Annotated in this window: 25 protein-coding genes and 1 pseudogene; 16 read left to right on the top strand and 10 right to left on the bottom strand. The window is 74.6% G+C overall.

Translation table 11 applies throughout. From position 1 onward, the window contains the following. Positions 1–46: 46 nt before the first annotated feature. A complete protein-coding gene (locus tag PVK37_RS01275) occupies positions 47–769 on the bottom strand; it encodes an ATP-binding protein (RefSeq protein WP_275031828.1) in 723 nt (240 codons plus the stop codon). A 532-nt stretch (positions 770–1301) separates the two neighbouring features. On the opposite strand from PVK37_RS01275, the gene PVK37_RS01270 reads away from it, so the two are divergent. Next, complete coding sequence (locus tag PVK37_RS01270) at positions 1302–2501, top strand: glycosyltransferase (RefSeq protein ID WP_275031827.1); 1200 nt, start codon at positions 1302–1304, stop codon at positions 2499–2501. Here PVK37_RS01270 and PVK37_RS01265 read toward each other — a convergent pair. From PVK37_RS01265 to aroA, 4 genes are all read right to left on the bottom strand, one after another. Further along, positions 2459–3469, bottom strand: a complete 1011-nt coding sequence (locus PVK37_RS01265; RefSeq protein ID WP_275035320.1) for a hypothetical protein — start codon at positions 3467–3469, stop codon at positions 2459–2461. The genes PVK37_RS01270 and PVK37_RS01265 overlap by 43 nt on opposite strands. Before the next feature lie 59 nt (positions 3470–3528). Beyond that, positions 3529–4332 carry a histidinol-phosphatase gene (gene hisN, locus PVK37_RS01260; protein ID WP_275031826.1) on the bottom strand — a complete coding sequence of 268 codons (804 nt, stop codon included), beginning with the start codon at positions 4330–4332 and terminating at the stop codon, positions 3529–3531. A gap of 25 nt (positions 4333–4357) precedes the next feature. Then, a complete protein-coding gene (rsgA, locus tag PVK37_RS01255) occupies positions 4358–5341 on the bottom strand; it encodes a ribosome small subunit-dependent GTPase A (RefSeq protein ID WP_275031825.1) in 984 nt (327 codons plus the stop codon). 121 nt (positions 5342–5462) lie between these two features. Then, positions 5463–6764, bottom strand: coding sequence for a 3-phosphoshikimate 1-carboxyvinyltransferase (gene aroA, locus PVK37_RS01250; RefSeq protein ID WP_275031824.1), 1302 nt, complete (start codon positions 6762–6764; stop codon positions 5463–5465). Between the two features lie 103 nt (positions 6765–6867). On the opposite strand from aroA, the gene PVK37_RS01245 reads away from it, so the two are divergent. From PVK37_RS01245 to rsrA, 5 genes are all read left to right on the top strand, one after another. Next, positions 6868–7596, top strand: coding sequence for an SOS response-associated peptidase (locus tag PVK37_RS01245; protein WP_275031823.1), 729 nt, complete (start codon positions 6868–6870; stop codon positions 7594–7596). 199 nt (positions 7597–7795) lie between these two features. Continuing rightward, the gene (locus PVK37_RS01240) at positions 7796–8188 is read left to right on the top strand and encodes a WhiB family transcriptional regulator (RefSeq protein WP_275031822.1); all 393 of its coding nucleotides are present in this window, start codon (positions 7796–7798) and stop codon (positions 8186–8188) included. A gap of 193 nt (positions 8189–8381) precedes the next feature. After that, positions 8382–9002: an alpha/beta hydrolase family protein gene (locus PVK37_RS01235; RefSeq protein WP_275031821.1), complete on the top strand. Its 621-nt coding sequence runs from the start codon at positions 8382–8384 to the stop codon at positions 9000–9002. A 387-nt stretch (positions 9003–9389) separates the two neighbouring features. Beyond that, positions 9390–10214: a sigma-70 family RNA polymerase sigma factor gene (locus PVK37_RS01230; protein ID WP_275031820.1), complete on the top strand. Its 825-nt coding sequence runs from the start codon at positions 9390–9392 to the stop codon at positions 10212–10214. Position 10215: 1 nt separating this feature from the next. After that, a complete protein-coding gene (gene rsrA / locus PVK37_RS01225; RefSeq protein WP_275031819.1) occupies positions 10216–10503 on the top strand; it encodes a mycothiol system anti-sigma-R factor in 288 nt (95 codons plus the stop codon). 111 nt (positions 10504–10614) lie between these two features. On the opposite strand, the gene PVK37_RS31770 is transcribed toward rsrA, so the two are convergent. Further along, complete coding sequence (locus PVK37_RS31770; protein WP_369752275.1) at positions 10615–10689, bottom strand: 50S ribosomal protein bL37; 75 nt, start codon at positions 10687–10689, stop codon at positions 10615–10617. A gap of 354 nt (positions 10690–11043) precedes the next feature. Here PVK37_RS31770 and PVK37_RS01220 point away from each other — a divergent pair, with 354 nt between their 5' ends. From PVK37_RS01220 to PVK37_RS01210, 3 genes are all read left to right on the top strand, one after another. Next, positions 11044–11259 (top strand): biotin/lipoyl-binding carrier protein, encoded by a 216-nt coding sequence (locus PVK37_RS01220; protein WP_091447276.1) that lies wholly within the window; start codon positions 11044–11046, stop codon positions 11257–11259. A gap of 1 nt (position 11260) precedes the next feature. After that, positions 11261–11788 (top strand): GNAT family N-acetyltransferase, encoded by a 528-nt coding sequence (locus PVK37_RS01215; RefSeq protein ID WP_275031818.1) that lies wholly within the window; start codon positions 11261–11263, stop codon positions 11786–11788. A 62-nt stretch (positions 11789–11850) separates the two neighbouring features. After that, the gene (locus PVK37_RS01210; protein ID WP_275031817.1) at positions 11851–12156 is read left to right on the top strand and encodes a hypothetical protein; all 306 of its coding nucleotides are present in this window, start codon (positions 11851–11853) and stop codon (positions 12154–12156) included. Between the two features lie 74 nt (positions 12157–12230). On the opposite strand, the gene PVK37_RS01205 is transcribed toward PVK37_RS01210, so the two are convergent. Further along, entirely contained in the window at positions 12231–12860 is a 630-nt protein-coding gene (locus PVK37_RS01205; RefSeq protein ID WP_275031816.1) for a TetR/AcrR family transcriptional regulator, read from the bottom strand. Between the two features lie 108 nt (positions 12861–12968). On the opposite strand from PVK37_RS01205, the pseudogene PVK37_RS01200 reads away from it, so the two are divergent. Further along, positions 12969–14528, top strand: a pseudogene (locus tag PVK37_RS01200) (MDR family MFS transporter); the annotation flags it as partial. 141 nt (positions 14529–14669) lie between these two features. On the opposite strand, the gene PVK37_RS01195 reads toward PVK37_RS01200, so the two are convergent. Next, entirely contained in the window at positions 14670–16478 is a 1809-nt protein-coding gene (locus tag PVK37_RS01195; protein ID WP_275031815.1) for a tetratricopeptide repeat protein, read from the bottom strand. 185 nt (positions 16479–16663) lie between these two features. On the opposite strand from PVK37_RS01195, the gene PVK37_RS01190 reads away from it, so the two are divergent. Both PVK37_RS01190 and PVK37_RS01185 read left to right on the top strand, forming a co-directional pair. Beyond that, the gene (locus PVK37_RS01190; protein ID WP_275031814.1) at positions 16664–17695 is read left to right on the top strand and encodes an SIS domain-containing protein; all 1032 of its coding nucleotides are present in this window, start codon (positions 16664–16666) and stop codon (positions 17693–17695) included. A 158-nt stretch (positions 17696–17853) separates the two neighbouring features. Continuing rightward, positions 17854–19374: a sensor histidine kinase gene (locus PVK37_RS01185; protein WP_275035319.1), complete on the top strand. Its 1521-nt coding sequence runs from the start codon at positions 17854–17856 to the stop codon at positions 19372–19374. Between the two features lie 164 nt (positions 19375–19538). On the opposite strand, the gene PVK37_RS01180 is transcribed toward PVK37_RS01185, so the two are convergent. After that, positions 19539–21161: a glycosyltransferase family 39 protein gene (locus PVK37_RS01180; RefSeq protein WP_275035318.1), complete on the bottom strand. Its 1623-nt coding sequence runs from the start codon at positions 21159–21161 to the stop codon at positions 19539–19541. A gap of 415 nt (positions 21162–21576) precedes the next feature. Between PVK37_RS01180 and PVK37_RS01175 the strand changes: the two genes are divergently transcribed. The 4 genes from PVK37_RS01175 (at position 21577) to PVK37_RS01160 (ending at position 25152) form a co-directional block, all read left to right on the top strand. Then, positions 21577–23289 (top strand): nitrite/sulfite reductase, encoded by a 1713-nt coding sequence (locus tag PVK37_RS01175; RefSeq protein ID WP_275031813.1) that lies wholly within the window; start codon positions 21577–21579, stop codon positions 23287–23289. Next, a complete protein-coding gene (locus PVK37_RS01170; protein ID WP_275031811.1) occupies positions 23286–23444 on the top strand; it encodes a hypothetical protein in 159 nt (52 codons plus the stop codon). The genes PVK37_RS01175 and PVK37_RS01170 overlap by 4 nt, the downstream gene beginning before the upstream one ends. Then, positions 23441–24220 (top strand): phosphoadenylyl-sulfate reductase, encoded by a 780-nt coding sequence (locus tag PVK37_RS01165; protein ID WP_275031810.1) that lies wholly within the window; start codon positions 23441–23443, stop codon positions 24218–24220. The genes PVK37_RS01170 and PVK37_RS01165 overlap by 4 nt, the downstream gene beginning before the upstream one ends. Positions 24221–24405: 185 nt before the next feature. Then, positions 24406–25152: a sirohydrochlorin chelatase gene (locus PVK37_RS01160; protein WP_275031808.1), complete on the top strand. Its 747-nt coding sequence runs from the start codon at positions 24406–24408 to the stop codon at positions 25150–25152. A 187-nt stretch (positions 25153–25339) separates the two neighbouring features. Here PVK37_RS01160 and PVK37_RS01155 read toward each other — a convergent pair whose 3' ends face one another. Continuing rightward, positions 25340–25597, bottom strand: coding sequence for a WhiB family transcriptional regulator (locus tag PVK37_RS01155; protein WP_088982262.1), 258 nt, complete (start codon positions 25595–25597; stop codon positions 25340–25342). Positions 25598–25732 lie beyond the last annotated feature (135 nt).

Here is a 25732-nt window from a genome sequence, read left to right as displayed (position 1 = left end):
CCACCCCGGGTAACCGCGTCCGGCATCCGAAAACCGGATCAAACGGTCAGCGGGTCAGCTCGTCCTCGACGTACAGGACCGCCCACACCAGCTTGCCGTCCGGCAGCGGGGTGCTGCCCCAGCGCCGGGCCACCGTGTCGATCAGCAGCAGTCCCCGACCACCGGTGGAGTTCAGCGGGGCGAGACCGGTGAACCGGGGCGTCCGGGACGAGTGGTCGCGTACCGCCAGGCGCAGCGTGCGCTCGTGCGGGGCCAGGCGCACGGTCATCGCGGTCCGGGCGTGCGCCACCACGTTGTTGACCATCTCGGTCACCGCGATGGCCCCCGGCTCCACCAGCTCGGGCAGCCCCCACCGGGTGCAGCCGAGCGCGATCAGGTCCCGGGCCTGGCGGGCGGCGCCCACCGAGGGCGTCAGCTCGACGGCCAGACCGGCCGCCGACGGCCGTCCGGCCAGCGCCAGCGCCGGCTCCGGGCTCGGCCAGACCGGGTCGCCGTCGACCGTCCAACCGCCGGCCGGGTCGCAGACCAGCAGGTCGGCCGCGGGCCAGTCGGCGACCGTCCGGCGTACCTCGGCGAAGACCGTGCGGGCGGCGGGGTCGAGTACCCGGAGCGCGGCGACGTCCACCACCGTCGGACCGGGCCGGTCGGCGAGCCGGACGAGTAGCGCGTCACGGACGCCGGGGACGCCGGAGGCGTCGAGCGCCCCGGTCAGCCGGACCAGGGCGGACGACTCGTCCGTCTCCACCTGGCAGCGCACGTCCGTAGGCATAGTCGCCCTATTGTGCATGCCCTGCTCCGACCGCGCATCCGGCCGGTCCACCGGGCCGTCGGACCACCCGTCCAACCGGCTCACCTGGCCGCCCACAGGTCCCTCCGGTGAGTCATGCGTCCGACCGTACGCGTCGGGGCCGGGCGGCGGGTGAGTGGCATTCTCCGCCCGTACCCGGACCGGCGGTTCCCATGCGCGTGCCCGCGGCCGGATCGCGTCCGTGACCGGATCGTGCCCCGGGGCCGGATCGTGGCCGTGACCGTATCGTGGCCAGGGCCGGATCGTGCCCGGGAGGGGGCGCGCCCGATGGGGGAGCCGGGGCGGCGGTGCCGGGTACGACGGCCGCCGTACCGGACGGGTGGTTTCCCCGGGCCGTTCCGGGGCAGGTACGCCAGGGCCGACGGTGACCGCAACCACCGGCGGCTCCGCCGGTCCGACCGATCCTGATCTGCCAGGTTTTGGCTCCTTCGCACCAGGTTAATGGGACCCTCTGACCGGAGGACCGTAGCTCGTGAACCGCATGGAGGTGACCATGCGCGTCGGCCTTGTCTGCGCGCACGCCGGCCCGACCCGGCGGACCGACGGTCCCGTCGTCGGTACGCACCAGCACATCGCCCGGGTCGCCGCCGAGCTGGCGGTCCGGGGCCACGACGTCCGGGTGTACGAACGGCGGGACGACCCCGACGTCCCGCAGCACGCGTCCCGGGACGGCTACCACCTGGAACTGGTGCCGGTCGGGCCGCCCGCCCCCCTGCCCACCGCCCAACTGGTGCCGTACGTGCCCGAGTTCGGCGGCTGGCTGGCCGACCGCTGGGCCGGCGACTGGCGGCCCGAGGTGGTGCACGGCCACTACTGGGTCGGTGGCCTGGCCGCCGCGCACGCGGTCCGGGAGACCGACATCCCGGTCGTGCAGACCTTCCACTCGCTCGGCGTCGAGCAACTGCGTCACCTCGGCCGCGCGTACGCCGGCCCGGGGGAGCGCATCCCGCTGGAACGGGCGCTGACCCGGGCCGTCGACATGGCGGTGGCCCAGTGCAACGACGAGGTCGACGAGCTGACCCGGATGGGACTGCAACGGGCCTCGGTGGCGATGGTGCCGACCGGCGTGGACACCGAGCAGTTCCATCCGGACGGGGAGGCCGCCCCCCGGGACCAGCGGGCCCGGATCCTCACCGTCGGCGCTCTGGCGCCGTTCAGCGGGCACGAGGACCTGATCCGGGCGATGCGGCTGGTCGGCGACGCGGAACTGGTGATCGCCGGCGGGCCGCCGGCCGACCAGCTCACCGGGCACGCCGAGGCCCGCCGGCTGCGCGCGCTGGCCGAACGGGTCGGCGTCGCCGAGCAGGTGAAACTGGTCGGGGCGGTCCCGCACGACCAGATGGCGACCTGGTACCGGTCGGCCGACGTGGTCGCCTGCACCCCGCACTACGCCTCCGCCGGCCGGGTCTCGCTGGAGGCGATGGCCTGCGGCGTACCGGTGGTCGGGTACGCGATGGGCGGCATCGCCGACGCGGTGGTGGACGAGGTGACCGGCAAGCTGGTGCCGCCCGGGGACGTCCGCGCCCTCGGGGTGACCCTGCGCCGCCTCCTCGCCGACCACGCCGGCCGGTTCGCGTACGGGCACGCGGCGGTGGACCGGGTCCGGTGCAGCTACACCTGGGAACGTACCGCCGGTGCGCTGGAGCGCCTCTACGAGCGGGTGGTGGGCCGGCGCAAGCCGGTCGAGGCGTGACCGGTCAGCTCACCGGAGACGACGGGCCGCAGCGGGTCAGCCGGCACGACGGGCCGTAGCGGGTCAGCCGGCACGGCGGGCCGTAGTGGGTCAGCCGGGACGGCGGGCCGTAGTGGGTCAGCCGGGACGGCGGGCCGTGGCGGGCGGGCGCGGCGGGCGGCGACCTGGTGGTGGTGCTGCGGCTCGGCGTACCGGGTCAGGCCGATCACCGCGACCAGGGTGGCCAGGAACCCGACCGCGGCCAGCCACTCCCGGCCCGGCCAGATCTTGTCGTTGAGCAGCAACAGCCCGACGATCGCGGCGGGCACCGCCCCGGCGGCGTCCATCGCGGCGACCGCCGCCGTGGTCGAACCACGCTGCATCGCCAGGCCGAGCAGGAGCTGCCCGACGATCGAGTGGGCGATCAGCAGGTACAGCAGCGGGTCACGCAGGAACGCCTCCGTCGAGTGCGCCGACGCCAGCGGCCGGGCGGCCACCGCGGCGGCGGAGAAGGCCAGCCCGGCCAGCGAGCCGAGCGCCACCGAACCGGGCGCGCCGTGCAGCCGTACCGCGAAGAAGCCGAGCAGACCGATGACCACCAGGGTCACCGCCAGGGCGACCAGCCCGGCCGGCCCGAGCTGCTTGGACGGGGCCGGCCGGGCGGCCAGCACCAACGCGGTGATCCCGCCGAACAGCAGGCCGAGCAGGGCCACCTCGGCCATCGGCAGTCGCCACTTGAGCACCAGCACCCCGAGCACGGCGGTGACCCCCAGCCCGGCGGCCACGCTCGCCTGCACCAGGAACAGCGGCAGGTCCCGCCGGGCCAGGAAGGCCAGCACGAACCCGGCCACCTGGCAGAACAACCCCACCAGGTAGGTGCGGTGGCAGGCCAGCCGCAGCAGCAGCCCCGGATCGAAGGTGTGGTGCACGGTCGTCCGGGCCGCGGCGACCGACTGGAGCAGGTTGGCGATGCCGTACGCGACGATCATCGCCGCGAGGAAGCACCAACCGGAGGAAGACACTCGGCGAGGATAGATGGTGCCCCGGGTCAACGCTCGGCAGGCCGACCCAGCCGGTCGAGGACGTCGATGTGCAACGGGCCGTTGGTCGCCACCGAACTGCCGTCGCCGGGGGCGGGTGCCCCGGCCAGGTCGGTGAACGTGCCGCCGGCCTCGGTGACGATCGGCACCAGCGCGGCGATGTCCCACAGCGACAGCTCCGGCTCGACCATCACGTCCAGCGCCCCCTCGGCCAGCAGCATGTAGCCGTAGAAGTCGCCGTACGCGCGGCTGCGCCAGGTGTCCCGCATCAGCTGGAGCATCGCGTCCAGCCGCCCGGTGGCCTCCCAGCCGTCCAGCGAGGCGTAGCAGAAGCTGGCGTCGGCGAGCCGGCCCACCCCGGACACCCGGACCGGTTCGCCGTGCGCCGCGTCCGGGCCGGCGTACGCGCCCGCGCCGACCGCCGCCCACCAGCGCCGGCCCAGCGCCGGGGCGGAGACCAGCCCGAGCACCGGCCGGTCGCCCTCCAGCAACGCGATCAGGGTGGCCCAGATCGGCACCCCCCGGACGAAGTTCTTGGTGCCGTCGATCGGGTCCACCACCCAGCGCCGCCCGGTCGGGCCGGTGGCCGGCTGCTCGCCGTACTCCTCGCCGACCAGCCCGTCGGCGGGCCGGTGGGTGGCGAGCAGGGCACGGATCTCCCGCTCCACGGCGGTGTCCGCGTCGGAGACCGGCGTCAGGTCGGGCTTCGCCTCGACCCGCAGGTCGAGGGCGCGGAAACGGGCGGTGGACACCGCGTCGGCCGCGTCGGCGAGCAGGTGGGCGAGGGCGAGGTCGTCGGCGTACCCGGTCATGACCGGAACGGTAGCGACGCCACCGTCACGACCCCTCCAACGGGTCGCCGGGATTCCGCTGGTCGGGCTCGCGCTGGTCGCCCTCACCGGACCGGGAGGCCAGCAGGCGGCGGTACGACGCCAGCCGGCGCGGGTCGGCCTTGCCGGCGGCCACCCAGGCGTCCAGCGCGCAGTCCGGCTCGTCGGCGGTGTGCTCGCAGTTCGCCGGACAGTCGACGGTGGCGTCGACCAGGTCCGGGAAGCCGTGCAGCAGGCTCTCCGCCGAGACGTGCGCCAGCCCGAAGCTGCGTACCCCGGGGGTGTCGACGATCCAGCCCGGGTCGGTCCGGGAACCGGGCACCGGGGGCAGCCGCAGCGCCACCGCGCTGGTCGAGGTGTGCCGGCCCCGGCCGATCGCGCTGACCACGCCGACCGCCCGCTCGGCCGCCGGGACGAGCCGGTTGACCAGCGTCGACTTGCCCACCCCGGAGTGCCCGACCAGCACCGAGACCCGGCCGGCGAGCAGGTCGCGCAGTTCGGTCAGGTCGGAGTCCGGCCGGACCAGCACGTGCGCCAGGTCCAGCTCGGCGTAGTACCCGAGGACGGCCTCCGGGCCGGCCAGGTCGGCCTTGGTGAGGCAGAGCAGCGGTTCGATGTCGGCGTCGTACGCGGCCACCAGACAGCGGTCGATGAACCCGGTACGCGGTGGCGGGTCGGCCAGCGCACTCACGATCACCAACTGGTCGGCGTTGGCGACCACCACCCGTTCCAGCCGTCCTTCGGCGGTGGTCTCGTCGTCGTCGGCGGTCCGCCGCAGCACCGACCGGCGTTCGGCGATCCGGACGATCCGGGCCAGCGCGCCGGGCGCGCCGGAGACGTCACCGACCAGCCCGACCCGGTCGCCGACCACCACCGACTTGCGGCCCAGCTCACGGGCGCGCATCGCGGTGACGGTGGGTACGTCCGGGTCGACGTCGGCGAGCACGCAGGTGTACCGGCCCCGGTCGACGGCGATCACGAAACCGTCCACCGCGTCGGCGTGCCGGGGGCGGGTCCGGGTACGGGGGCGCGACGACTTCCCGGGCCGGACCCGGACGTCGTCCTCGTCGTACTCGCGTCGTCTGGTCGCCAGGACCGCGCCCCCTTGTCCGTCAGCTCTTGCCGGTCACCATCTGCGACCATAGTGCCGGGAACTCGGGCATGGTCTTCGAGGTGCAGCCCACGTCGTCCAGGTCGATGCCGGGCACCACCAGCCCGGTGACCGCGGCGGCGTGCGCCATCCGGTGGTCGTGGTACGTGCGGAACGTCCCGGCGCGCAGCGGCCGGGGCCGGATCTCCAGCCCGTCGTGCGACTCGGTGACGTCCGCGCCGAGCCCGGCGAACTCGCGGGCCAGCGCGGCGATCCGGTCGGTCTCGTGGCCCCGGATGTGGGCGACGCCGGTGAACACCGACGGGGAGTCGGCGAGCATGGCGAGCGCGGTCAGCACCGGGGTCAGCTCGCTGACGTCGGACAGGTCGGCGGTGATGCCGTGCACGCTGCCGGTGCCCCGGACGGTCAGCCCGGCGGTGGAGAGGCTCACCTGCCCGCCCATCTCGTGCAGCAGCGCACGGAGCCGCTCGACCGGCTGGGCGCTGCCGCGCGGCCAGCCCTGGAGGGTCACCTCACCCCCGGTGACCAGCGCGGCGGCGAAGAACGGGACGGCACCGGACAGGTCCGGTTCGATCTCCCAGACCCGGCCGCTGAGCGGACCGGGCTCGACCGTCCAGACGTCCGGCGTACCGTCGTCGACGGCCGCCCCGGCGGCGCGCAGCATCTGCACGGTCATCCGCAGGTGCGGGGCGGACGGCACCGGTGGGCCGACGTGCCGGACCACCACGCCCCGGTCGAAGCGCGGGGCGGCCAGCAGCAGGCCGGAGACGAGCTGACTGGAGGCGGAGGCGTCGATGACCACCTCGCCGCCGGCCACCCGGCCGGTGCCGAGCACGGCCAGCGGCAGGCTCCCCGGCCCGGTGACGTCGATCCGGACGCCGAGCGAGCGCAGCGCCCCGACCAGCGGGCCGAGCGGCCGGGTACGCACGTGCGGGTCGCCGTCGAAGGTCACCCGGCCGTCGGTCAGCCCGGCCACCGGCGGGACGAACCGCATCACCGTGCCGGCCAGCCCCACGTCGACGTGCGCCGGACCGACCAGCGGGTGCGGCCGGACCAGCCACCGGTCGTCGTCGGCGATCGACATGTGCGCGCCCATCGCCCGGAGCGCACCGGCCATCAGCTCGGTGTCCCGGGCGCGCAGCGGCCGGGAGAGGGTGGACGGGCCACTGGCCAGGGCACTCAACACCAGGGCCCGGTTGGTCAGCGACTTGGAGCCCGGTAACCGCAGCGTCGTCGAGACCGGGTCGGTGGCGGTCGGTGCGGTCCACGGCTGTTGCGGCCGGATGGCGGTCAGATTCCCCACGGTGACATTCTGCCGGTTCCGGGGCGCTCGCGGAGAAACCCGTCGCGCCCTCTCCCGGTTGGCGGGACAGCCGCAGGACGCGCGGCGGGTTAGCGTGTCCGCCATGTGCGGCAGGTACGCGACCACCCGGAGCTCCGGGACGCTGAGCCAGCTCTTCGAGGCGTACGACGACACCGACGGCCGGCACCGGCCGGACTGGAACGTCGCGCCGACGAAGCCGGTGCCGGTGGTCCGGGTCGACGACGCCGGCGAGCGGGCGCTGTCGCTGGCCCGGTGGGGGCTGCTGCCGCCGTGGGCGACATCACCCTCGGCCGGGGCCCGCATGATCAACGCCCGGTCGGAGACCGTGGCGACCAGCCGCGCGTACGCCGGCCCGTTCGCCCGTCGCCGCTGCCTGGTCCCGGCCGACGGCTGGTACGAGTGGGCCCGTACCGACGGCGGCAAGCAGCCCTACTTCCTGACCCGGGCCGACGGCGACGTGCTGGCGCTGGCCGGCATCTGGTCGGTGTGGCGGGGCCCGGACGGTCCCTGGCTGACGTGCAGCGTGCTCACCACGGCCGCGACCGGTGCGCTGGCCGGGGTGCACGAGCGGATGCCGGTGCTGCTGCCGCCGACCCGCTGGGAGCCGTGGCTGGCCCCGACCGGGGATCCGTCCGCCCTGCTCGGCGCGGACGAGGAATGGCTGGCCGGGCTGGAGATCCGGCCGGTCGGGGCGGCGGTCGGCAACGTCCGTAACTCCGGGCCGGAACTCACCGCCCGGGTGCCCGATGTGCCGGCACCCCGACGAGCCCGGGAGGATCCGCGATCGACCGCGGAAATGCCGCTGTTCTGAACGTCGTCGGCGTATTGTCGCGTGCTGATTTGCCAGTGTTGCTGACGAATCGTCGGGCACGTGTTGTGCCATCTTTCCGGCAGACTCTTGTCCCCGTGTGTCCAAGTGCGATAGAACACAGCGCCGGTAGTGGGTGTCGATTCGCACGGTGCGAACGGCGACCACCGATCTTGCCGGTCCCACGGGGGAGGTGGGTTTGATGACACGGGCGCGAATGCCCCGCCCGCACGAGGTGGCCGCCGCACGCCGGGATCCGCGACTGTTGCGGGCACTGCGCGAGCGACGGCAGGACGACGCGTGGCGGACCAGAGGAACCTGCCAGAGCGTGGACCCGGAAACGTTCTTTCCGGCGCCCAACGAGCCGGCCGACGCGGCCGTGGCGCTCTGTCGTAGCTGTGACGTGCAGGGATCCTGCCTGGCCTGGGCGCTGGAGGTGGGTGACTGTCACGGCGTGTGGGGCGGCACCACACCCCGGGAACGGCGGGCCATGCTGGTCGCCTGGCGCAACGAGGTACAACCGGATCCGGACGCGGCCGACGAGGCCGGTCCGCCGGTCCGGGACCAGTTGCTGGCCCTGGTCCCGCTCTCCTGAGTCGCGCCGTCGGCACCCTCAGCGGTCCGCTGCGGCCTTCGACGTGTCCGCCGTGGCTCTGAGGGCCGGGGCCCGACATCCAGAGCGTCCTGGCGGACGTGCCGGCGGTTTCTGGGCGGGCCCGGCGGAGGTGTCGGCGGTTTCCCGGCGGGCCCGGCGGACGTGCCGGCCGGGCCGGCGGAAGAATGGCCCGGTGCGGTACCACGCGGAGATCGAGACTCCCCGCGGCCCGGCCCGGGTGGACGTCGACCCGCCGGCCGGGCCGGCGACGAGCCTGCTCGTGCTCGGCCACGGCGCCGGCGGCGGAGTGGACGCACCCGATCTCGTCGCGCTCCGGGACGCGGCGGTCCGCGCCGGGGTGATCGTGGCGCGGGTCACCCAGCCCTACCGGCTCGCCGGGCGACGCGCACCGGCCCCCGCCGGGCACCTGGACGAGGCGTGGAGCGGCGTGCTGGCCGCGCTGCGGGTGCGGCATCCCACCGTCGGTGCGGTGGTGGTCGGTGGACGGTCCAGCGGTGCCCGGGTGGCCTGCCGGACCGCCGGCGCGGTCGGCGCGGTGGGCATCGTCGCCCTGGCGTTCCCGCTGCACCCGCCGAAGCGGCCGGAGCGGTCCCGGGCCGCGGAACTCGACACCGGTCTGCCCACGCTGGTGGTCAACGGCGACCGGGACCCGTTCGGGGTGCCGGCCGCCGGGCCGACCGTCCGGGTGGAGGTCCGCGCGGGCGAGGGACACGACCTGCGTCGGGATCCGGGGCCGGTCGCCGCCCTGGTCGTCGGGTGGCTGTCCGACCACGGTTGGGCCCGCCGCCCCTGACGGCTGTCACCCCTGACGGCTGTCACCCCTGGCGTCCGCCGCCCCGGACGGCTGTCGCCCTTGGCGCCCGCCGCTCGCCTCTGGTGCCCGTCGCTCCTGACGCCGGCCGCCCCGGCCGTCGTCGGCCGGTTGCGGTGACGATGGTCACCGGACGGCGCTTCCGGTGCCGGCGATCACCGTCCGGGCGGGCCGTGACCGGCGCGCGGGGCGGGTCGTTGCATCGATTGGTGCCGTCGGCCGGTTCGGCCGGACGGGACCGCCCTCCCAGGCCCTTCCCGGTCCCAGCGTCACCCCGGTGCCGCCGGGGCCGGGAACGGGGCCGGAATGCGTCACCGGTGCGGCGGCGTTGGAACCCCTGGACGAACAGACCGCGTGAGGGGGTGGCCGGTGCCGACCGGGACACGGAGCCGGGAACAGGACGAACGGGGAGCGCAGCGGCTACGACGCCTGCTGCACGGGCCGGAGTGGCCGGCGACGGGGGAACCGTTCGGACCGGAGGCGGTGAGCACGAGCACACCACGGGAAAGTGAATCTGCGGACAGGTCCGGGCGCGTATTCTCGGCGGGAAAGCATCCGACGCGAGGGGATGTGCGGTTGACCACCGAGAAGACGGACGAGCGCCGGGCGCGCTTCGAGCGTGACGCGCTGCCCTTCGTCGATCAGCTCTACGCTGCCGGGCTGCGGATGACCCGTAACCCGGCGGATGCCGAGGACCTGGTCCAGGAGACGTTCCTGAAGGCGTACGCCGCCTTCCACCAGTTCGAGCAGGGCACCAACCTGAAGGCCTGGCTCTACCGGATCCTGACCAACACCTACATCAACTCCTACCGGAAGCGGCAGCGCCAGCCGATCCAGGCACCGACCGAGGAGATCACCGACTGGCAGCTCGCCGAGGCCGAGTCGCACACCTCCAGCGGGTTGCGTTCGGCCGAGACCGAGGCGCTGGACCGGCTCCCGGACAGCGACGTCAAGGAGGCCCTGCAACAGCTCCCGGAGGAGTTCCGGCTGGCCGTCTACCTGACCGACGTCGAGGGCTTCTCCTACAAGGAGGTCGCGGACATCATGGGTACGCCGATCGGTACCGTGATGTCCCGACTGCACCGTGGTCGACGTAATCTGCGGAAGCTGCTCGAGCGCTATGCGACGGAGCGCGGTTTCTCCGCCGCCCGTTCCTCGGGTGGTTCGACCGCCGCCGCCGGCCGGGAGGTGTGACGTGAGCTGTGGGGAGCCCCACGAGACGGACTGCCGCGAGGTGCTGGCGGAGGTCTACCTCTACCTCGACCTGGAGTGCGAGGAGGAGCGGCAGCGGCTGATCCGGCACCACCTCGACGAGTGCGGCCCGTGCCTGCGGGAGTACGGCATCGAGCAGGAGGTCAAGGCGCTGGTCGCCCGGTGCTGCGGCAACGAGACCGCTCCGGCGCAGTTGCGCGAGCGGCTCCGGGTCCGACTCACTGAGCTGGTCGTCTTCGAGACGACGGAGTCCCGCGAGCTGGCCGACTGAGTACGGCCGGAACGTACCGGTGGCCCGGGTCGAGCCTCGACCCGGGCCACCGGCGTTTCCGGCCCGGGGGCCGGTACCTCGACCGTGTCGGCGGGCCGGGCCCGCCGTCGATCAGGAGTTGGGGCGCTTGCCGTGGTTGGCGCTGCTCTTCTTACGGGCCTTCTTCTTACGGGCCTTCTTCGCCATGGTGACCTCCTCGTCAGAACGTGGTCGGCCGCTACGCGGCCGGTGCCGGTCGCGCACCGGGTCTCTCGGCGTCCGCGGTCCGACCCGCTGATGCTAGTGCCGACGGTCCCCACCCCCACCTGCCGGGGCTGACCTGACGGTCGGTGGCCGCGCCACGGCCCGGCCCGGTGGCCGCGCGGCGGGCCGGTCCGGTGGCGGACCTCCCGGGCGCCGGAGCCGTACCCCGGGAACCGAACCCAGGTCCGCAGACGTGCTCCGGGGGTCGAGTCAGGTCGGCGGACGTGCCCCGACGCGCGGCGTCGGCGTGGTTGGATTACCGTTCGCAGGCAACCCGTGGAGAGGGAGGGCCGTCCGATGGCCGAGGAGATCCGGGCCGAGATGGTGGCGAACGTCTGGAAGGTCGTCGCGTCGACCGGGGACACCGTGTCCGAGGGGGACACCCTGGTGATCCTGGAGTCGATGAAGATGGAGATTCCGGTGGTCGCGGAGTCCGACGGCGTGGTGCAGCAGCTCGCGGTGAACGAGGGTGACGTGGTGCAGGACGGCGACCTGATCGCGGTCATCGGTTGACGTGCTGATCCGTACCGTTCGGCCGGGTGACTTCCCGGCGGTGGCCGAGCTGACCGTCGGCGCGTACGAGGCGGACGGTCAGCTCGGCGACGAGTCCGCCTACGCCGCGGTGCTGGCCGACGTGGCGACCCGGGCCGAGCATGGCGAGGTGCTGGTCGCCGTGGACGAGGTGACCGGCGCGGTGCTCGGTTCGGTGACCTTCACGCTGCCCGGCGGCCGGTACGCCGAGATCTCCCGGCCGGGGGAGGCCGAGTTCCGGATGCTGGCGGTGGCGCCGTCCGCGCAGGGTCGGGGGGTGGGGGAGGCGCTCGTCCGGGCCTGTCTCAGCCGGGCGGCGGAGTGCGGCTGCACGGCGGTGGCGATCTGCGTACGGGACGGTCTCGCCGCGTCGGCCCATCGGCTCTACACCCGGCTCGGGTTCGTCCGGGTACCGGAGCGGGACTGGTCACCGTTGCCCGGGGTGGACCTGCTGGCACTCCGACTGGATCTTCTACGCTCTGTCAACTTGTTGACCGCTATCCGTCAATAAATTGATAGACATCGATGGCTGTGTCAGGCTCGGGGCTGTCCATCGAACAGAACGGAGCTGCCATGCGTACGATCCGTAAGATCCTCGCGGCCACCGCCGTCACCGGTGCGGCCACCGTGTCGCTGCTGGCCGGTGCGGCCCCCGCCAGCGCGGCGGACGCCGGGACGAGCGGGTTCGGCTCGTTCGGGGGCTGGGGGATCGGCTCCACCCCGTCGTTCGCCCTGTGGGCGGCGGAGAGCGACGCCAAGCGGCAGGCCGAACTGGCCGGGTTCAACCCGATCCTGCACTGCTGGGTGGCCAACGCCTACACCACCGAGGTCACCCCGACCTACTACAACGGGCACGTCACGCTCTTCTGCTCCAACTGACGGCGCTCCTGCTCCGGAAGGGGGCGGAGCGGCCGACCGGTGCCGGCGCGGCGAGGTCCCGCCGGTCGGGCGCGCTAGCCTGCCGCCACGGGCGGTTGGCCGGCGGTGACCGGCTGCTGGCCCGCCGCGACCGGCGGCGGGCCGTCCCCGATCGCGGCGAGCAACTCGTCGGCCACCGTCAGGGCGTGCTTCTTGCGCTCGTCGTCGCTGATCCCGGGGGCGCGGAGGGTGAACCAGCTCGTGTGTACGGCGAACAGCGCCAGTGCGGCCCGGAGCTGGTCGGTCGGTGACTCCGCGCCCCGGGCCAGCGCGTCGGCCAGCCGGGCCATCCGCTCCCGTAGGTGCTGACCGGCCGGCAGGCTCTTCAGCGTGGTCTGGTTCTGTTCGAAGAACCGCAGCACCGACGGGTTACCGTGGCCGAACATCTCCTCGGCGTACCGGGCGACCAGTTCACGCCGGGTGGCCAGGGTGGGTGGCCGGGACTCGGCCCAGGCGACCAGCTCGTCCATCACCGTCAGCCGGTCCTCGACGAAGCTGCTGACGATCTCGTCCTTGCTCTTGAAGTGGTAGTAGAGCGCCGCCTTGGTCACCTGGAGGCGTTCGGCGATCTCCCGCAGCGAGGTCTTCTCGTACCCCTGCTCGGTGAAGAGTTCCAGCGCGACCGCCTGGATGCGCTCGCGCGTGCCGCCGGTGCCCTGGCTCACTCCATCCTCCAATTCCCTTGACGAGTTCCGCTGCCCAACTTACCGTCCGGCAAGTAAGATAGCTAGCCGGTCGGCAAGTAAGTCGGTCACGTCTCTCGGGGAGCCCCAATGACCCAGACCCACCAGACCGCGGCGAAACCCAACGTAAGACTCATCCTGGTCGCGCTGATGATCACGATGATGCTCGCGATGCTCGACAACATGATCGTCAGCACCGCGCTGCCACGGATCGTGGGCGAGTTCGGCGGGCTCAACCACTTCACCTGGGTCGTCACCGCGTACGTCCTCGGCACCACCGTCTCCACGCCGATCTGGGGCAAGCTCGGCGACCTGTACGGCCGCAAGGCGGTCTTCCTCAGCTCGGTCGGCATCTTCCTCGTCGCCTCCGCGCTCTGCGGCATGTCCGGCTCGTCGCTGCTCGGCGGCCCGGACGGCGGCATGGTCCAGCTCATCGCCTTCCGGGCGCTCCAGGGCCTCGGGGCCGGCGGCCTGATGGTCGGCGTGATGGCGATCATCGGTGACCTGGTGTCCCCCCGGGAACGGGGCCGCTACCAGGGGCTCTTCGCCGGTGTCATGGCGATCGCGATGGTCGCCGGCCCGCTGGCCGGCGGCTTCATCACCGACCACCTCTCCTGGCGGTGGGCGTTCTACGTCAACCTGCCGCTCGGCGGGCTGGCCCTGATCCTGCTGGTCGCCACCCTGAAGCTGCCGAAGTACCGCACCGAGCACCGGATCGACTGGTGGGGGGCCGCGCTGCTGTCGGTCGGCATCACCGCCGTCGTGCTGATCACCACCTGGGGCGGCACCGAGTACGACTGGCTCTCCCCGCAGATCCTCGGGCTGGCCGGTCTCGCGGTGCTCTCCCTGATCGCGTTCACCCTGGTCGAGCGGCGGGTGACCGAGCCGATCCTGCCGCTGGCGCTGTTCGCCAACCGCAACTTCGCCATCGTTTCGGTGCTGGGCTTCCTGGTCGGCTTCGCGATGTTCGGCGCGATGAGCTTCCTGCCGCTCTACCAGCAGACCGTGCAGGGCGCCTCGGCCACCGAGAGCGGTCTGCTGCTGCTGCCGCTCATGTTCGGCATGCTGGTGGTCTCGCTGGTCGTCGGCCGGGCCATCACCCGCACCGGCCGGTACCGGATCTACCCGATCGTCGGCGGTGTGGTGATGACGGCGGGCCTGGCCCTGCTGGCCCTGCTGGACGCCGACACCAGCCGGACCACGTCCGGGCTCTACATGGTGGTGCTCGGCGCCGGCATGGGCTTCCTCATGCAGACCACCATGCTGATCGCGCAGAACAGCGTGGAACAGCGGGACCTCGGCGCGGCCAGCGGCGCGGCCACCTTCTTCCGGTCCATCGGTGGCTCGTTCGGCATCTCGCTGTTCGGCGCGATCTTCGCCAACCGGCTCGCCGGCAGCCCGGCCGGCGCGGCGGTGGCCGGCGGCGGCGGCGAGCCGGGCGTCAACCCGGTCTCCCTGGAGAACCTGCCCGCCCCGCTGCGCGAGGCGGTGCTGGGCGGCCTGGCCGACGCCATCGGGCACGTCTTCCTCTGGTCGGTGCTGTTCACCGTGGCCGTCCCGTTCCTCGCCTGGTTCATCCGGGAACTGCCGCTGCGCTCCGGCCCGGGCGACCCGGAGCGGCCGTCCGCCGACATTCCGGGCGACCCGTCCGCCGACACCCCGGCCGGCCCGCACCGGCCGTCCGCCGGGACCCCGGCCAGCGGCGTCCCGGCCGCCGAGCCCGACCGCACCCCCAGCCCCACCAGCTGACCGCACCCCGGCCCACCAGCTGACCGTGCCCGCGCCGGCCGGTCAGCGGGTGAGCCGGCGCCACAGCCGGCGGAGCAGACCGGCGCGCGGTGCGGGGTCGGCGACCAGTCGGCAGGCCAACGCCGTGCTGCCCTCGTCCAGGTCCGGGGTGGCGAGGGCCAGATGGGCCAGCGAGACGGCGATCGGCACCGGGCGCTCCCGGGCCACCTCGGCCGCGTCGGCCAGCCGCCCGGCCACCACCCGGGCCACGTCGGGGCGCACCGAGGGGTCCACCCAGGCGGCGGTGACCAGGGCGAACAGCGCACACTCGGTGACCCAGTCCTCCACCCCCCAGACCAGGTCGAGCAGCACCCGGCGGCGGGTCGAGTCGGCCCACGGCTCGTCGGTGCGGTGGTGCAGCAGCCCGAGGCAGGCCCAGACCTGCACGCAGCGGATCCACAGCGCCGGGTCCTGCCCGAGCACCAGCCCCAGCGCCGTCGACGGGGCGGCCGGCGGGTGCACCAACAGGGCCAGCAGGTCGGTGACGTCCAGGGTGGCCAGGCCGACCGCCGCGTCGTACGCGGCCGGCGGGTGCGGCCAGGCCGGATGGGCGAGCTGCCGGATCCGCTCCACCGCGTCGGCGGAGGGCGGGGAGAGCAGCGGTACGGCGGTGCCGTCGGCGTACCGCCAGAGCGGACGGGCGTCGGCCCGGCGGGGTTCGCGCGGGTCGGGGCCGGTCACCCGGTCGACCTCCACCCGCAGCCCGGGGCGGACCACGGCCAGCGCCCGCAGCGCGCTCGGCGACGCCGGGTACGGCAGCCGCAGCGGCCGTTCGCCGGGGCGACGGTCGGTGTCGACGAACCGGCGCAGGGCGTCCACGGCCGGCCCGCCGGCCGGTGTCAGCTGACCGAGCCAGGGCCGGCCCCGGCAGGACTCGGCCAGGTCACCGTGCTCGTGTGAGTCGTCCGGATGGTCCCGGACGAAGTCGGCCAGCGCCACCAGGTGCCCGACCCGGCCGTCGCGCTGGTGCCGGAGCCGGTGGGCGGTGTGCACCGCGCAGTCGAAGGTCGGATCCCGGGCCAGCGCCCGGTCGACCCACTCCAGCGCCTCGTCGAGCCGGCCGTGGTCGGCCAGCGTGCCGGCGATGTCCGCGTACACCGCCAGGTCGTCCGGGTCGTGCTCGACCGCGCGGGCGAGCGCGGCCAGCGCCTCCCGGGTCCGGCCGGCGCTGCGGTACGCGTACCCGAGCCAGACCTCGCCGAGTTTGGACGGCTGCGCGCGTACCCCCTTGGTGGCCCACCGGATCGCCAGGTCGGTCTCGCCGACCCGCCGGGCCAGCGCGGACGCCGCGCCCAGCAGCAGCCCGTGCCCGGCGTGCACGGCGACCGCGTGCCGGGCCAGGGTGAGGTACGGCCGCAGCGGCGCGCGGGCGGCCCGGGGCACCGGATCGGGGACGGCCGCGCAGACCTGCATCAGGATCCGGGCGCCCCGCTCCGGGTCGAGGCGTTCGGCCAGTTCCGGGGCGGTGACCCAGGGCACCCCGGCCCAGTCGGCCTGCGGGGCGTGCCCGGTCGCCGCGGCGAGCAGCTCCAGGCCCTCGCCGGGGCGGCCGGCGGCGGCCAGCAGGTGGGCGCGGGCCACCACGGCTCCGACGAAGACGTGCTGGTCGAGGGGGAACAGGTCGATGCCGCCACCGCTGGCCGCCGCGATCCGGGCCAGCGTCTCGTGCACCTCGGGCATGGTCGGGGCGTACGCGATCGCGCCGGCGACGTGACCGGCGGCGTGCCGCAGGTCGCCCTCCTCCAGCGCGAGTCGGGCCAGCGCAAGCTCACCCTCGGCGGACAGGCGGGGGTCGTCCTCTCCCTCGGACACGGTGCCCCTTCACTCGGCGTGGCTTCCGGGTGCGGCCAGCGTAGGGGATGACGCGCGTCCTGTAACCCCCTGCGCACTCCTGCTCGTTGTGTTGCTGAATCGGCTTCAAAGATGCAAGACTGAGCATCAACCGCGCGAGAATCGCGCAGCAGAAGGGGGTACCGGTGACCCGTCCCGGAGCTGGCATGACCGCCGACATCGAGGAGCAGCCGGCCGGCTACGCCCGGTTGCTCTCCGCCGCGCACACCGGCCCGATCGCCGAGGTCGCCCAGGTGATCGCCCGTCGCCGCCCCCGGCACGTGGTGTTCACCGCCCGGGGCACCTCCGACCACGCCGCGCTCTACGCGGCGTACCTCACCGAGATCCGGCTGGGTGTCCCCGCCGGGCTCGCCTCACCCAGCACCGTCACCGTCTTCGGGGCCCGGCCCGACCTGTCCGACGCGCTGGTCGTCGGGGTCAGCCAGAGCGGCGGCTCACCCGACCTGGTCGAGGTGCTCCGCGTGGCCCGCGAATCCGGCGCGCTCACCCTCGCCGTCACCAACGCCCCGTCCTCGCCGCTGGCCGCGGCCGCCGAGCTGAGCGTCGACATCGCCGCCGGGCACGAGCGGGCCGTCGCCGCCACCAAGACGTACACCGCCGAACTGCTCGCCCTGCTGCTGCTGGTCGAGGGCGTCCGGGCCGGCGACGGCACCCTCCCGGCCGCCGAGCGGGAAGCCCTCGCCGCGCTGCCCGACCTCGCCGCCCGTACCCTCGCCGACCCCACCCCGGCCCAGCTCGCCGCCCGCTACCGGTTCGCCGCCCGGCTGGTCACCACCGGCCGGGGGTACGCGTACCCGACCGCCCGGGAAGCCGCGCTGAAACTGATGGAGACCTCGTACCTGCCGGCGCTCGCCTTCTCCGGGGCCGACCTGCTGCACGGCCCGCTGGCGATGACCGACCCGGACGTACCGGTGCTCGCGGTGGTCGGCTCCGGCCCCGGCGGCCGGTCCATGCGCGAGGTGCTGCCCCGGCTCGGCGAACGCCGCGCCGACGTGGTGGTGGTCGGCTCCGCCGACGTCGACGGGGCGACCCGGATGGCGGTGCCCGAGGTCGACGAGCGGTACGCCCCGCTGCTGGACATCCTGCCGTTGCAGCGGCTGGCGCTGGCCCTCGCCCTGGCCCGGGGCGAGGACCCGGACGCCCCGCGCGGCCTGAAGAAGGTCACCGCGACGATGTGACGCCCGCCGCCGTCCGGTCCGGTCCGCCCCGGCGGCCACCGCGCCGGATGGTCCGTCCGGCGGTCACCCGGGACGACGCCGGCCCGGCGGCCGTCCGCGACGACGGTCGCCCGGCGGCCACCGCAGCGGCCGGTCGGCCGGCGTGGCAGGCTGTCGGGGTGTCCACGCTGCGCGAACTCGCCGAGGAGCACACCCAGCTCCGCCCGGCCGACGTCGACCACCTGCACCGGATCGCCGGTGACTGGCAGCTCCTGTCCGACCTCTCCTTCGCCGACCTGCTGCTCTGGGTGCCCGTCGACGGTGACGAGAGCTTCCTCTGCGTGGCCCAGGTACGCCCCACCACCGCCCCGACCGCCTACCAGGACGACCAGGTGGGGCGGATCGTCGGCGGGCCGGAGGTCGCCCACCTGACCGTCGCGTACAGCCAGGGACGGATCTGGCGGGAGGGCGACCCGGTCTGGTACGGCGACGTCCCGGCGAGGCACGAGGCGATCCCGGTCCGGCTGCGTACCGCCGACGGCGAGGCCGGCGAGGTGATCGCGGTGGTCGGCCGGGACACCAACCTCTCCACCGCCCGTACCCCCAGCCAGCTCGAACTGAACTACCTGACCACCGCCGACGACCTGGCCCAGATGCTCGCCGACGGCACCTTCCCACCGCCCCGGCACCCGGGCGAGACCACCTCCGCCCCCCGGGTCGGGGACGGACTGGTCCGGCTGGACGCCAGCGGCAAGGTCACCTACGCCAGCCCGAACGCCCAGTCGGCGTACCGGCGGCTCGGGTTCGCCGCGCACCTGGTCGGCGAGGACCTGGCCGTACTGCACCGCCGGCTCGCCACCGACCCGCTGGAGGGCACCGACGCGGCCAACGGCATCCTGGCCGCGCTGCGCGGCGAGGCCCCGCCCCGGCGGGAGATCGACGCCCGGGGCGCGACGATGCTCACCCGGGCCCTGCCGCTGATGCCCGCCGGGGTGCCGATCGGCGCGCTGGTGCTGGTCCGCGACATCACCGAGGTACGCCGCCGGGACCGGGCCCTGATCACCAAGGACGCCACCATCCGGGAGATCCACCACCGGGTGAAGAACAACCTCCAGACGGTGGCGGCGCTGCTGCGGCTCCAGGCCCGCCGGGTCGGCATCCCGGCCGCCCGCGCCGCCCTGGAGGAGTCGGTCCGCCGGGTCGCCTCGATCGCGCTGGTACACGAGACGCTCTCCATGTCCAGCGACGAGGCGGTCGAGTTCGACGGCATCGTCGACCGGGTGGCGAGCGCGGCGACCGAGGTGGCGGCCACCGAGTTCCGGGTCCGGATGCGCCGCGAGGGCAGCTTCGGCGTCCTGCCCGCCGAGATCGCCACCTCGCTGGTGATGGTCCTCAACGAGCTGCTGCTCAACGCCGTGGAGCACGGGTTCCCGGCCGGCGAGGGGGAGCCCGCCCCGGCCGCGCCCGAGGTGGTGGTCTCCGCGCACCGGTTCCGCAAGCAGCTGCACGTCACCGTGGCCGACAACGGCCGGGGCCTGCCGGACGGGTTCGACACCGACCAGGGTGCCAACCTGGGGCTCCAGATCGTCCGCGCGTTGGCCACCGGCGAACTGCGGGGCAGCATCGAGCTGCGGAACGCCGCCGGCGGTGGCACCGAGGCGGTGCTGGTCGTCCCGCTCGCCGCCGCCCGTCGCGGATGAACGCGGGCTGTCGCGTCGGCTGAGCGCCCCGCACGGGCTGGGCGGGCGGACGGGCTGGGCGCGCCGCCCGGGCCAGGCCGCACGCGCCGCCCGTGCCGGAGGGCCGCCAGGCACCGCACGGGCCGCGGGCCGCACGGGCCGGGAGGTCAGGACGGGCCGGGAGGTCAGGACGGGCGGGTGAGCAGGGTGACGGTGATCCCCGGCACCGTCCAGCGGTCGGTGGGGGACCAGCCGGCCAGGGCGTCCCGCTTCGCCGCCGGCAATCCGGCCAACGGGTCGGGCGGCCGGCCGGTCGTCGGGTCGGCGGATCGGCGGGCCGGGTCGGCGGGCCGGCCGGCCGTCACCAGCCAGACCCGGTCCACCCCGGCCAGGCAGCGGGCCGGCCGGTCGCACTCCACCGCCCACAGGTCACCCGCCCGGCGCTGGTCGCGTACCGCCAGCGCGTCCCGGGGACGATCGGCCCCGAGGTGGTACGCCAGCCCGAGGTCGAGGAAGAGGAAACCCTGCCGGGGGTGGTACACCACCGCGTCGCCGGGCCGCTGGTGGGCGTCGACGATCCGGGCCGCGCCCCGGTAGTCGACCGGGGCGGAGCGGGGCCAGTCGTGGGTACGCCGCAGGTCCAGCTGGGCGGGCGCGCCGAGCCCGACAGCCAGCCCGACCACCGCGAGCGCGGCCGGCAGGCGTACCGAGGCGAGCAGCGCCCCGGCCGGCAGGCACAGGAACGGGGTGGTGAAGACCAGGTAGCGCGGGACCCAGAGCGGGGTCACCAGCCCGCCGACGAAGAGCAGCCCGGCCGGCAGCGCCACCGCCGCCAGCAGCACCAACCCCCACCGCCCCCGCCCGGCGGCCCCCACCACGGCCAGCCCGACCAGCAGACCGCCGACCGCGGCACTGGCGGTGAGGGCACCCGGCAGGCCGGGCAGCTCACCCAGCCGGGCCGGGTCGACCCAGGCCAACTGGCGGCCCCGCTGCCCCCGGGCGAGCAGGGCCAGCGGGGTGAGCACCAGCGCCGCCGGCAGCAGGGCGAGCAACCAGGCCCGCCGGCGCCGCTGCTGCCACCCCCGCCACTCGGCCCGGCCCGGCACCGGGGTCCCGTCGGGCGGCGTGCTTCCGTCGGGCGGCGGTGTGCCTGCGTCGGGCGGCAGGGTGCGGCCGACCGGCGGCGGCGTGCGTGCGTCGGGCGGCGGCGCGCCGCGCGCCGGCGACGCCGCGACCGCCAGGGCGTGCGCGGCGAGCACGGTCAGCGCGACCAGGTGGGCCAGCCCGAGGGCGGTCACCGCGCCCGAGTACCCCGCCCATCGGGCCGGGCCGGGCCGGCGCAACGCGGCCACCAGCAGCAGGGTGGCGGCCACCGCGAGAAGGGTGGCCAGGGCGTACGGTCGGGCCTCCTGCCCGTACCGGGAGGTGCTGGGCAGCACCGCGAACAGTAGCCCGCCGAGCAGGCCGGCCCGCCGGCCGAACAGCCGTTCCCCGAGTACGGCGGTGAGTCCGGCGGCCGCCGCGACGGCCAGCACGCTGGGCAGCCGCAACGCGGTGACCGAGTCCCCGGCCACCGCCACCCAGCCGTGCAGGAGCAGGTAGTACGGGGCGGTGGTGGCGTCCACGGTGCCGGCGAGCCGGAGCAGGTCGGGCAACGGACGGCTGGCGGCGCTCCAGGTCGCCAGCTCGTCCCGCCACGGCTGGGCGTGTCCCACCCCGGCCCCGGCGACCACCAGGGTCAGCAGCGTCGGCCAGAGCCAGCCGGTACGGCCGACCCGCCGTACCCGCTCCCGCCACCCGCCCGGCACGTCGGGCTCGCCGACCACCTCCGAAGCGTCGCACGGGCCGGCCGCCCGAACTCCGGTGATCGGTTCAGGTCGATCTGCCACCCGGTTGCCGGGTGGTCGTGTGCCGAGGTCGCCGACGGTGGCCCGTGATGTGGGATGGCGCACCGGAACCTTGGCCGGCCTCCGCGCGGTGTGGCAGCATGGTCGCCATGACCGCCGCTGTCGACCGCCGTCTCGTGGCCCGCCGCCACGTCGACTACGGCCGCGTCCGCAGCGCCATCTGTCCGGCCCACTGACGACGCCCGACCGATCCGTCACAGGCGTCCCCTCCGCGCCGGCTTCTCACGACACCGTTGTCTCCCCGCCCGGCCTCCGGGTGGCCGGCGCGTACCGCGCCCGCACCGACGCAACCACCCAGACAACGGAGGACGCCGCGATGGCCGTCAACAGCACCCCGACCCGGCCCGAGCGCCCGGCGGCACCCGCCGCCCGGGCCCCCCGCCGGCCCCGGGGTGAGGGGCAGTGGGCGCTCGGGCACCGGGAGCCGCTCAACCCCAACGAGCGGATCAAGAAGGACGACGATCCGCTGAACGTCCGGGCCCGGATCGAGAACATCTACGCGCACCGCGGCTTCGCCTCGATCGACCCGCAGGACCTGCGCGGCCGGTTCCGCTGGTGGGGTCTCTACACGCAGCGCAAGGCCGGCATCGACGGCGGGCGGACCGCCGTCCTGGAGCCGCACGAGCTGGAGGACGAGTTCTTCATGCTCCGGGTGCGGATCGACGGCGGCCAGCTCACCCTGGCCCAGCTCCGGGTGGTCGCCGACATCTCCCGCGAGTTCGCCCGGGACACCGCCGACATCACCGACCGGCAGAACGTCCAGTACCACTGGATCCGGGTCGAGGACATGCCGGAGATCTGGCGGCGGCTGGAGTCGGTCGGCCTGCAGACCACCGAGGCGTGCGGGGACTGCCCCCGGATCGTGCTCGGCAGCCCGGTCGCCGGGGTGGCGAAGGACGAGCTGCTCGACCCGACCCCGGCGGTCGACGAGATCGTCCGCCGGTACGTCGGCGACAAGGCGTACTCCAACCTGCCGCGCAAGTTCAAGACGTCGATCTCCTGGCTGGTCGACACCCCGTACGAGGCCAACGACATCGCCTTCCTCGGGGTGGACCACCCGGACCACGGCCCCGGCTTCGACCTGTGGGTCGGCGGCGGGCTCTCCACCAACCCGATGCTCGCCAAGCGGCTCGGGGTGTGGGTGCCGCTGGCCGAGGTGCCGGACGTGTGGGCCGGCGTGGTCGGGATCTTCCGCGACTACGGCTACCGCCGGCTGCGCAACCGGGCCCGGCTGAAGTTCCTGGTCGCCGACTGGGGCGTGGAGAAGTTCCGCGAGGTACTGGAGAAGGAGTACCTGGGCCGGACGCTGCTGGACGGTCCCGCCCCGCAGCTGCCGGACCGGCCGGTGGACCACATCGGGGTGCACGAGCAGGCCGACGGCCGGTACTACGTCGGGGCCGCCCCGGTCGTCGGCCGGGTCTCCGGCACCCAGCTCGCCCAGCTCGCCGACGTGGTCGAGGCACACGGCAGCGACCGGGTGCGGCTGACCCCGTACCAGAAACTGCTGGTGCTGGACGTGCCGGCCGAGCGGACCGACTCGCTGACCACGGCGCTGCGCGGCATCGGCCTGGAGGCGCACCCGTCGGCCTGGCGGCGTGGCACCATGGCCTGCACCGGCATCGAGTACTGCAAGCTCGCGATCGTCGAGACCAAGGCCCGGGGCGAGGAACTGGTGGCCCGGCTGGAGGAGCGGCTGCGCGAGTTCGACGCGGACATCTCCATCCACATCAACGGCTGCCCGAACGCCTGCGCCCGCACCCAGGTCGCCGACATCGGGCTCAAGGGCCAGCTCGTGGTGGGTCCGGACGGCCGCCAGGTCGAGGGTTTCCAGGTGCACCTGGGCGGCGGCCTGGGCATGGCGGCGGGGCAGACCGCCGGGTTCGGCCGCAAGCTGCGCGGCCTGAAGACCACCGCCGAGGAACTTCCCGGGTACGTCGAGCGGCTGGCCCGGCGCTACCTGGCCGGCCGTACCGAGGGTGAGACGTTCGCCAACTGGGTGATCCGGGTCGACGAGGAGGAACTCCGATGAGTGAAACCCGTTCGGTGCCGCTGTACTGCCCGTACTGCGGCGAGGAGGACCTGCGGCCGAGCGAGGCCGGGCACGGTGCCTGGGAGTGCCACGCCTGCGTGCGGGTCTTCACGGTGAAGTTCACCGGCCTGCTCTCCCGGGCGGTGACCCGGTGACCGCGCCGGGCGGCCTGGTGTCGGCGGTCGGCCTCGGCCTGGTCGGCTCCGGGCCCGCCCCCGCCGGGCCCGCCGAGCCGGGTCGACGCGACCCGGACGAGCTGCGGGAACTGGCCCGCACCGCCGGCCGGGAACTGGAGGGCGCACCGGCCCTGGAGATCGCCCGCTGGGCGGCGGAGACCTTCGGCGACCGGTTCTGCGTGACCAGCTCGATGGCGGACGCCGTGCTGGCGCACCTGGTGTCCCGGGTCGCCCCCGGGGTCGACGTGGTCTTCCTGGACACCGGCCTGCACTTCCCGGAGACGCTGCGGGTACGCGACGAGGTGGCCCGGACCCTGCCGGTGACCGTGCGCTCGATCCGGCCCCGGCTGACCGTCGGCCAGCAGGACGGCGAGTACGGGCCCCGGCTGTTCAACCGGTCCCCGGACGAGTGCTGCCGGCTGCGCAAGGTGGAGCCGCTGGAGCGGGCACTGGCCCCGTACGACGCCTGGGCGGCCGGGCTGCGTCGGGACGAGTCGCCGACCCGGGCGAACACCCCGGTCGTCGGGTACGACGAGCGGCGGCGCAAGGTGAAGGTCAACCCGATCGCGGCGTGGACCCAGGCCGACGTGGACGCGTACATCGCCCGGCACCGCATCCCGGTCAACGAGCTGTTCCGCCAGGGGTACGGTTCGATCGGCTGCTGGCCCTGCACGCGGCGGACCAAGGCCGGCGAGGACCCCCGGGCCGGCCGCTGGGCGATGTTCGAGAAGACCGAGTGCGGCCTGCACGTCTGACCGCCCCGCACCCGACGGACAGCACCGGCCCGGCCGGTGCCCCGGCGCGCGGCGCGTCGCCGTCCGGTAGGGCGGGGCCATCCGGTGCCCCGGCACGCGCCGCGCGGCCGGAGGGGGCCCGGTCGGCCGGTGTCCCGGCACGCGCCGCGCGGCCGGAGGGGGCCCGGTCATCGGCGGACGATGGTGTGCGGGGGGTGCCGGTGGTCCTGGTCGCGCACGGCAGCCGGGATCCCCGGGCGGCCGAGGCGACCCGGGCCCTGGCCCGTGCCGTGGCGGCGTCCCGGCCGGGTACGCCGGTGTTGCCGAGTTGGCTGGACCACACCGATCCCGCCCCGACCGAGGTGCTGCGGCGGCTGGCCGCCGACGGGCATCCCGGGGCGGTGCTGGTGCCCTTGCTGCTGACCGCCGCGTACCACCGGCGGGTGGACATCCCGGCGGCGGTGGCGGCGGCCCAGGAGACCGGCCCGCGGATGCCGGTCCGGGTGACCGACGTGCTCGGCCCGGTCGGCCCGGTGGTGGACGATGCGCTCCTGGCTGGGCTGCGCCGCCGGTTGACCGAGGCGGAGCCGGGACGGGTGGACGCGTTGGTGCTGGCGGCGGCGGGCACCCGGGACCCGGGGGCGCGTGCCTCGGTGGGGCGGGTGGCTGCGGCCCTGGGGGCGAGCTACGGCGTGCCCTGCCGGGTGGCGTACGCCTCGGCCGCCCCACCGGACGCCGTTGCGGCGGTGGCCCGGCTGCGGGCGGCGGGTGCCCGTCGGGTGGCGGTGGCCGGGTACTTCCTCGCTCCCGGCCTGTTCCACGACGCGGTGACCTCGGCCGCCTACCGGGCCGGTGCGGTCGCCGTCTCGGCACCCCTCACCGACGCGCCCGACCTGGTCGCCCTGATCGCCTCCCGAATCGACCACGCCACCCCCACCCCCCAGCCTGACTGACCCCCCACTCCTCCCCGGGCCAGGCTGACCGCCCTCCCTGACCGCGTTGATCATGAAGTTGTTGTCCGCGACACGGCGTGTCACGGACAACAACTTCATGATCAACGCGAAGGTGGCGGGGGTGGGGGTGGGGGGAAGTGAAGCGCCCCGCCAGGGGGCCTGGCGGGGCGTTCGGTGGTGTGTGGGTCTAGGCGGAGTGAGCGCGCAGCACCCGGAGGCCACCGCGACGCTTCACGGCGCGGCGCTCCTCCTCGCTCATTCCACCCCAGACGCCGGCGTCCTGACCGGACTCCAGTGCCCACTTCAGGCACTCGTCGGTCACGGAGCAACGCCGGCAGACGGCCTTGGCCTGCTCGACCTGCAGCAGGGCCGGACCGGACGTCCCGATCGGGAAGAACAGCTCCGGGTCCTCGTCGCGGCAGGCAGCATGGTGGCGCCAGTCCATGGCGGCAACACTCCTCATTCTGGATGGGTGGCAGTTCTTGCTGTTTCCGTTTTCCTTTATGCATGCGCAGTGCCGAAGTGACGGTTCGCGTTCACGTAATCAGCAGTGCGTAAGCAGGCTGTTAGCTCAGGGGCA

Origin of the sequence: Micromonospora cathayae, assembly GCF_028993575.1 — a bacterium.
Classification (GTDB): domain Bacteria; phylum Actinomycetota; class Actinomycetes; order Mycobacteriales; family Micromonosporaceae; genus Micromonospora; species Micromonospora cathayae.
Note: the sequence above shows the minus strand (reverse complement) of the source record. Positions and strands in the feature narration are given on the sequence as shown.